This window comes from Ferroplasma sp., from assembly GCF_037442045.1.
GTDB lineage: Archaea > Thermoplasmatota > Thermoplasmata > Thermoplasmatales > Thermoplasmataceae > Ferroplasma.
Genome location: NZ_JBBIRC010000057.1, coordinates 1 through 6990, shown reverse-complemented (window position 1 = coordinate 6990; position 6990 = coordinate 1). Strand labels below are relative to the sequence as shown.

Here is a 6990-nt window from a genome sequence, read left to right as displayed (position 1 = left end):
TGAAAATTATACTCTTATTGAAAGAGTTTCCAGGCATGTCACTTGATGATCTGGCAAAAAACCTTTCCATTTCAAAAATGGGGGTTTTAAACCACATATCTGTTCTGGAGCAACAGGGCGCAGTTGCAAGAAAAACCGTAAAAAAAGATGTGGGCAGGCCTTCATATGCATTTTATGCAACAGAAGCTTCTAATATGAAGCTAGGAACCAGTTCAGATGCAATGCTAAACGACTTCATGGATTATATGAAAAATACCGGCAATGGGAAAATCCTGGAAGGATTTTTAAAGGACAGATACGATAAAGTAAGAATAGAATATTCCAGTGCAATGCCGGGAAAAAATCTTGAGCAGAAGGTAAATGATCTTGCCAGATTCAGAAGAAATGCCGATTATTATCCAGAAGTAAAAAAATCACAGGAAAATTTTGAGCTTACAGAGTATAACTGCCCAATACTTTCAATATCAAAAATTTTTGGAATTGCATGCTCAATGGAAACAGAGATGTTTTCCAATGTGCTTGACGCAGATGTCAAATCAACACACCGGCAGGTTAACGGGTCAAGCGTGTGCCGTTTCCTGATTTCCAAAAAGGATGAAAAGTGATTTTATCCAATTTCTTTTCCAGTTGCTGCGGCCTTTTCTATAAAGGTTCGAACACTTTTATTGACTTTGCATAAATGATAGGTATAAAAAATTAAAAAAAGGAAAAGTTTATTTTCTTTATATTTTTATATACGAATGAACTATTATTATACAATAAGTGATATTCTTGCAGGCATATCAAAGCCATATCTGGACAAAATTATAGAACTGGTTGTTCCTAACATTGAAAGAGCTCCAGGGGATGAGAAAAAATTAATGGACGTACTGCCTGAAGTACTTGAAGCTAGGGTCATGTCTTACGGGAGTGCTTCTGAAGATACACCGAAATTATCTGATGATGCAAGCAAAATCATGGAAAAAGTTGTAATGTTTGATGGGAAGATGCCGGTAACCAGAGAGTATATAGATAACACTCCTGGCATTAAGGAATGCATAGATCAGCTGGCATTATTTGTTATCCCTGATATGGATTGCCCTGAATTTTTGGCTATACCAATTGAAATTTTAGCATCACAATGGATAAGCGACAATTTTGCAAAATTTAATACCTTCACTCTTTACGGTTATTATAATGAAAAAGAACTAATCAGGCTGGCAAGCAAAAATGGCATGGATTTAACCTTAAACCATTATGATTTAATCATAAATCTATCGGAAAAGTTTGCTTCAAATACGTGTAATGTTTATAATAATTTGCCAGAGAATGGCCGTATAATTATGGATTATATCCTGGAATCGGGTGGTTTTATTAAACCTTCAAAATTATTTGACGAGTTTCCAGTATCAAAGAGTGGGCAGAATAATTACTTATTTAAATTGCAGAATTTATACAGGTATTTATCTGAAAATGGGAAATCCTTGCAGAACCTTCTTAATAACGGGCTTATAATTGCAATGTTTACGCATAATATCAGTGATATAGTATTTTTTGCCGTACCGGATGAATTTTATTCTTTATGCAACCGTGTTGATAAACACCGAAAAAAAAACAAAGAACTTGCAGGGGTTAAAATGCCGCCTGCTAATTTTGCTTTAGATATAACTGTAAGGAAAGTTTTTGAAGCACTGGACCAGATGTTCAGGCACAGGCAAAGAAGAACCGCACAGGAAATAGCAATATTTTTGGGAATTAATATGGACTATTTAGAATCTATATTATTTTATATGGCCAGGGAAAAATGGATCACCAGGAAAATTGTTAATTTTGACCCACTCCCCCAGGGATATAATTTATTAAATGAAACAAAAATTGATAATATGATAAAAAATGGCATATATGATTCCATCTTTGAATGCCGTGATAAGAAAAATCGAATACTGTGCAGGCTCGAAGAAGTATTAACAGAATTTACATTGAAAACTCTGGCACAAAAAGACACTCCAGAATATATAAAAAACATATTGCCAGAGATATACGGTGGGACAGAATGCTTTAAGATCATTCGTGCCCTGAAATTCAATTATATGGTTAGAGAAGATCCTGATAGCCGGGAATTTAGAAAAAAGGTTATGGAATTCAGTGCATCTTACTATAATGTTCCATATGTTATAATGTATTATTTAATAGATTTAGGCCTTTTAACCACATCTTCTCCAAATTTGACTCCCGAAACTGTAGTATACAGGGATGATGCACTGGAATATTTTATAAAATTTCATGAACTCAAAAATGTGTAACTATAATCTACTAATTTGCCAAACACATTGCCCGATAATAACCTGTCTTTGGAAGCCTTCTCAATGTTTTACATTTGGCTATAAAATTATCATGAGTTATGTTTAAATATAGCTTTTATATAAATTAACTGGTGGGAAAATAAAAAATAATGAAAGTAAAAATATTCAGGTTATTGCAATACAACGAGTAACTGATATAGCCACTGGTAACATCGTTGCACAGATTACCTTTGGAACTCCTGTTTCTATGACCGACGAAATTAAGGAAAGAATAGAGGATAACGATTCTCCTATAACATCGGAAACTTATACTAATATGATTCAGTTAATGGTTCCTCTTGATATATCTAAAGAATATTATCTTGGGAGCGCATGGCATATGGAAATTAATGAAAAGGGAGAAATATATATTAAAAAGTGATAAAAATGATGGAACAAACCTTTAGTCAATTGGGTGATATTTCGATTCTCCAGAAAAATAATCACAACAAATTAAATTTTCAATATTCAACACCAGAACATCAAATGAAGAATAATATGCATTTCAATAAATATCATAAAACTATAAAATCTGCCTTATTTAATAAAAAAATTGAAGAGCTTGAGAAATATATAAAATTTAAAGACAAATTGGAAGTTAAATACTTCATTAGTGGAAATCCATTTCTACTGGACATTATTAAAGAAAGCTCAGGTATAATTAATGGTATCTTTAAAGATCGAAGGCTGGAAATATCAGTTGAAAACGACCCGGAAAGTATAACAGATTTTAAATTTCTCTACTTGAAAATATATACTGAAGAAACCCCAGCTAAAGCAATAAATTTGCTAAAAAAATTCGACTATGAATGGTGGCTGGGAATTAAGCCAAATACAAAGAACAAACTTGTTATAGGAGTAGAATATGAATGACTTTTGAGTGGGAAGATTATTTAACTCTGGCTATTGAGCTTAAAAAAAACGTTCAAGAATTTAAATTAAGGGAAAAATGCAGTCTGGAAGAAGCCATTTATAGAAGCTCGATCAGCAGGTCCTATTATTTCATATTTCATTATAGTAAGAATTATCTGGAAACCTATGGGCGACATTTTAAAAAAACTGCTGATGTGCATCGAGAAATTTGCGACGCATTTGAAGAATTATCAATGAAAAACGATAATGAAGAAATTCGAAAAGATTTAATTGAAATTAGTGAAAATCTCACGAGGCTAAGGATTGTAAGAAACATGGCTGATTATGATGGCTGTATAAATAATATAGAAGAGGAAGCTGAAGCTTCAATAATTGTTGCCCAAAATACAAAAGAAATTCTTGGCAGATTAAACCTTAATAAATAATCATTAGGGCAGAATTGCTTTTTAGTATTGAATTATTTAACAGATAAAACTTATTTCCTTACATTTAAGGGCAATATAATAAAAATATCACTTTAAATAGAAGCATCGGATCTAAAAATTATAATCCCATTGCAACCATCCTTATTACGTAACTTTGAAATCGTTATGAATAAAGATCAATGCTTCCCATTTCTCTTTCCTTATAAAAATATAAAATATTTTTATTGCACTTCTTTTGCGATTTCATCCAGGTCCTTTCCGCAAATTTCAGAAAGTTCCTTATGCAGTTTTTTAATCCTTTCAGCAGGTTCCTTTAATCCTTTCAATTCATATCTTTCTACTGTATCGTTTAAAGTTACTATTTTTTTGCCCGATACAAGATTATCTGCCTGTGCTACTATTTTTTCTTCCAGCGTTTCCGGTATATAATCACGATCAGGAAGCCCCATGCTTCTGGCTTCATCCGGAAGTATGCCTGCCCCTGTATGCTTTTCAACTATTTTTACAACAGCCTCATCAATATTCTTTTCCCTGAGAATATCTGCACCGGCTACTGCATGGCCAATGCCATTTGTTTTTGTCCTTCCAATGTCATGAAGCAGTGAACCTGCCTGTATTAATTTCATATCAGCATGGGCATAATTTCCAATTGCCATTGCCAGTTTATAAACAGTTGTTACATGATCAATAATTCTTTCATTTGCTTTTTCTTCATATAAAATTTTCATGCATTGCTGTTCATCAGGAATAAATTTTACAAGTTTTCCATGATCCATGGGAATGACATTCATTTTTCCCTCATATTTTTTTCTTAATTCTTTTCCGCCATAAAAGCGGTCAAGGAATATTGCAAGTGCAGAAACCTCACTGTGTGGCTGGTTCCCGATTGCAATATTGTAATCTGCAATATTGTATGCATCGATTGGTACTTTCTCGGCACCAACAAGTATAATCATATCCTTATCCATTGCAGCTTCCTTAATCTCACCAATTCTATCATCAACATTAATTCCATACATTGATAAATTTACTTTAACTCCTTTAAAATCCTTAAATTCCTTTTTCCAGTTAATTCCGGATTTAATTGAAAAATTCCCGCCAAAGTTCTCTGTAACTTTATTTACAGTTTCTTCTAAAGTCTCATCTTTTTCATCAACAAGTATATTGTCTGCGCCAAAAGTTCTTGCAACAAGTGCAACATGTGTCGTAATTCTTTTGTCCCTGAACGGCCTGTGCCCGATTCTTATTACTGTAATCATGCGCCATTTACCAGTTCTATTTTATATCCTTTAATGGTTAGAATAGATGATCTGTTTACTATTCCCTTTAAAAGTGTCTGGGAAATTTTCAGTGAATCTGCAACGTCACCAACAAATACACCACCATTGACCATCATGCCCGTGATCTTCCCTTCGTAATCCTGAAGCTGTTCATCATTCAACGTTGTTGCAAATATTATATCTGATAAATCTGACATTGATCCAATTAAATTAATCTGAACGTTTGTATAATATGTATGATATGCTTTTTCCGGGCCTTTATTGCCTGTAATCCACTGGCTTTCTATCATTCGTATTTTATCCAGGTAAAGCAGTGATTTTTTACCCTCAGTGCCATATTTCTCATCGATCTGCGGCATTGTTACCCAGCCTGTGGAAAGGTCAAGGAGCAGCTTTCGTTTTACTTCTGTGTCAGCGGCATGGAATATAGTAACCAGTTCCCCAACATCATTTATAACTTTAATCCTGTTAACCATTCAATACAGTATTACACTATAAAATATAATAATTTCTAAGTGCAAAGAAAAACTTAATGTATTATCTATATATCAACATATGTGAAAAATTACAGCGGGCATATCATATTTGAGAACAACTTTCAATGGAAAGATCTTGAAAAATACTTTCCGGATATGTGGGAAATAGTAGAAAGTGAATCAAAATTAAATCCAGAGGAAAAGCAATTTGACGATATACTATTAGAATTAAATATGGAAGAGATGAGGAAAAATAAAAAGCCCTTTGGATACAGAAGAGAAAATACAAGGTTTAAAATGATTTTTCCACAGGATAGGAAGGAATTAACCATTTACAGGAATATTATGTCAGAAGAAATAGAAGAATTAACAGAAAAAGTGGCGCATGAAATAAGGAATAAAAAGATTAAGTATTCTATTAAATACGACCAGATGATTTCAACAAAATCAAAGAAGAAACAGGTTTAATTTTAATGCAATAAATATAAATGATATTATATAAAAAAGAAGCCTGGATATTTCACCGGTACTTCCTATTAAATCTCCATTTATTCCACCGTAGTGTTTTTCCATTGTTGATTTTAATAGATAAGCAAGAATTATAACAATAAATGCTATTGCCATATTATATAAGTTAAATGCAAATGCCAGAATTAATGGGATAATATTCAAAATTATGGCATTCTTATTGATTTTCTCAATAAAAATCTTCCCAAGGCCTTCACCGAAGGGTTTTGATCTGTACATTGAGATCATTGTTGCATATTTTGATACTATTTCTCCGGAAATGATTGTAAAGAATCCTTCTAATGGGCTAAAATATGTCAGGAATGCAATTGAAGTTATATATACTACAAAGGCCAAGCCTGTTCCCCCTGAGCCAGTGTATTTGTCCTTTATAACTCTCTGTTTTTCTTCCTTTCCCCGAACCATTACAGAGTCTCCGAAATCCATTATGGAATCAAAGTGATTGAAGCCGTATAATAAAATAATTATTGAAACTGCCACAGCAGAAGCCGCAATACTGCTATAATTGCTTATGAAGTAATATGGTATGGCTGCAATCAGGCCCACAGCAAGCCCTGTAAATGTTATGTAATACATTGTATAACTATTTATTTCATAATTTCCCCTCAAAGGTATTACAGTAAAAAATGAGAATGCAGATGCCATGCCTTTAATATATTTATTCATGCATATTTCCTTTTAAAATTTGATATTTTCCATCCCTGAATTCCTCATTCAGCTTTAAGTATTCTAAAGAATTTAAATGTGCCATTGTAAAATAATGTTCTCCAGTCCTTTTCACCTTTCCCGGTATACCTGCAATCATGCAGTTTCCTTCTGATTCAAAATTTTCAGGTATTACAGCACCGGCAGCAACAACAGTTCCTGATCTCAAGTGTGCATTGTTTAAAACTATTGCACCCATCCCTATAAGCACATCATCATCGACGGTTGCGCCATGGACTATGGCATTATGGCCTATTGAAACGTTTTTTCCTATATATGTCCCGTATTCAAGGTTTACATGTATTGTTGCATTGTCCTGTATGTTGCTGTCATCTCCTATCTTTATTTCATTTTCATCTCCTCTGATAACTGCTGAATCCAT

At 33.2% G+C, this 6990-nt stretch carries 10 protein-coding genes; 6 read left to right on the top strand and 4 right to left on the bottom strand.

The genetic code is table 11. From position 1 onward, the window contains the following. The 5 genes from WKI77_RS06835 to WKI77_RS06815 form a co-directional block, all read left to right on the top strand. The coding region (locus WKI77_RS06835) for a winged helix-turn-helix transcriptional regulator (protein ID WP_337861081.1) at positions 1-605 on the top strand (605 nt) is incomplete at its 5' end. A 135-nt stretch (positions 606-740) separates the two neighbouring features. Next, the gene (locus WKI77_RS06830) at positions 741-2282 is read left to right on the top strand and encodes a hypothetical protein (protein ID WP_337861080.1); all 1542 of its coding nucleotides are present in this window, start codon (positions 741-743) and stop codon (positions 2280-2282) included. Between the two features lie 247 nt (positions 2283-2529). Beyond that, on the top strand, positions 2530-2703 hold the full coding sequence (locus WKI77_RS06825; protein ID WP_337861079.1) for a hypothetical protein: 174 nt from the start codon (positions 2530-2532) through the stop codon (positions 2701-2703). Between the two features lie 104 nt (positions 2704-2807). Continuing rightward, a complete protein-coding gene (locus WKI77_RS06820) occupies positions 2808-3194 on the top strand; it encodes a hypothetical protein (RefSeq protein ID WP_337861078.1) in 387 nt (128 codons plus the stop codon). Continuing rightward, a complete protein-coding gene (locus WKI77_RS06815; RefSeq protein ID WP_337861077.1) occupies positions 3191-3619 on the top strand; it encodes a HEPN domain-containing protein in 429 nt (142 codons plus the stop codon). The genes WKI77_RS06820 and WKI77_RS06815 overlap by 4 nt, the downstream gene beginning before the upstream one ends. 221 nt (positions 3620-3840) lie before the next feature. Here the strand turns inward: WKI77_RS06815 and WKI77_RS06810 are convergent, their stop codons facing one another. Both WKI77_RS06810 and WKI77_RS06805 read right to left on the bottom strand, forming a co-directional pair. Beyond that, complete coding sequence (locus tag WKI77_RS06810) at positions 3841-4878, bottom strand: tRNA (cytidine(56)-2'-O)-methyltransferase (protein WP_337861076.1); 1038 nt, start codon at positions 4876-4878, stop codon at positions 3841-3843. Continuing rightward, positions 4875-5375 carry an ArsR family transcriptional regulator gene (locus WKI77_RS06805; protein WP_337861075.1) on the bottom strand — a complete coding sequence of 167 codons (501 nt, stop codon included), beginning with the start codon at positions 5373-5375 and terminating at the stop codon, positions 4875-4877. The genes WKI77_RS06810 and WKI77_RS06805 overlap by 4 nt, the downstream gene beginning before the upstream one ends. Before the next feature lie 81 nt (positions 5376-5456). Here WKI77_RS06805 and WKI77_RS06800 point away from each other — a divergent pair, with 81 nt between their 5' ends. After that, positions 5457-5843, top strand: a complete 387-nt coding sequence (locus WKI77_RS06800; protein WP_337861074.1) for a hypothetical protein — start codon at positions 5457-5459, stop codon at positions 5841-5843. Here WKI77_RS06800 and cobS read toward each other — a convergent pair. Together cobS and WKI77_RS06790 are read right to left on the bottom strand one after the other, a co-directional pair. After that, positions 5823-6569, bottom strand: a complete 747-nt coding sequence (gene cobS, locus WKI77_RS06795; protein WP_337861073.1) for an adenosylcobinamide-GDP ribazoletransferase — start codon at positions 6567-6569, stop codon at positions 5823-5825. The two genes, WKI77_RS06800 and cobS, sit on opposite strands and share 21 nt — an antisense overlap. Beyond that, positions 6562-6990: gamma carbonic anhydrase family protein (locus tag WKI77_RS06790; RefSeq protein WP_337861072.1), on the bottom strand; the 429-nt coding region annotated here is incomplete at its 5' end. The genes WKI77_RS06790 and cobS, both read right to left, overlap by 8 nt.

What these genes read in the sequence shown, in the direction of transcription:
- WKI77_RS06830 (WP_337861080.1), top strand. Translation starts at nt 741, where the DNA reads ATGAACTATTATTATACAATAAGTGATATTCTTGCAGGCATATCAAAG.
- WKI77_RS06825 (WP_337861079.1), top strand. Translation starts at nt 2,530, where the DNA reads ATGACCGACGAAATTAAGGAAAGAATAGAGGATAACGATTCTCCTATA.
- WKI77_RS06820 (WP_337861078.1), top strand. Translation starts at nt 2,808, where the DNA reads ATGAAGAATAATATGCATTTCAATAAATATCATAAAACTATAAAATCT.
- WKI77_RS06815 (WP_337861077.1), top strand. Translation starts at nt 3,191, where the DNA reads ATGACTTTTGAGTGGGAAGATTATTTAACTCTGGCTATTGAGCTTAAA.
- WKI77_RS06810 (WP_337861076.1), bottom strand. Translation starts at nt 4,878, where the DNA reads ATGATTACAGTAATAAGAATCGGGCACAGGCCGTTCAGGGACAAAAGA.
- WKI77_RS06805 (WP_337861075.1), bottom strand. Translation starts at nt 5,375, where the DNA reads ATGGTTAACAGGATTAAAGTTATAAATGATGTTGGGGAACTGGTTACT.
- cobS (WP_337861073.1), bottom strand. Translation starts at nt 6,569, where the DNA reads ATGAATAAATATATTAAAGGCATGGCATCTGCATTCTCATTTTTTACT.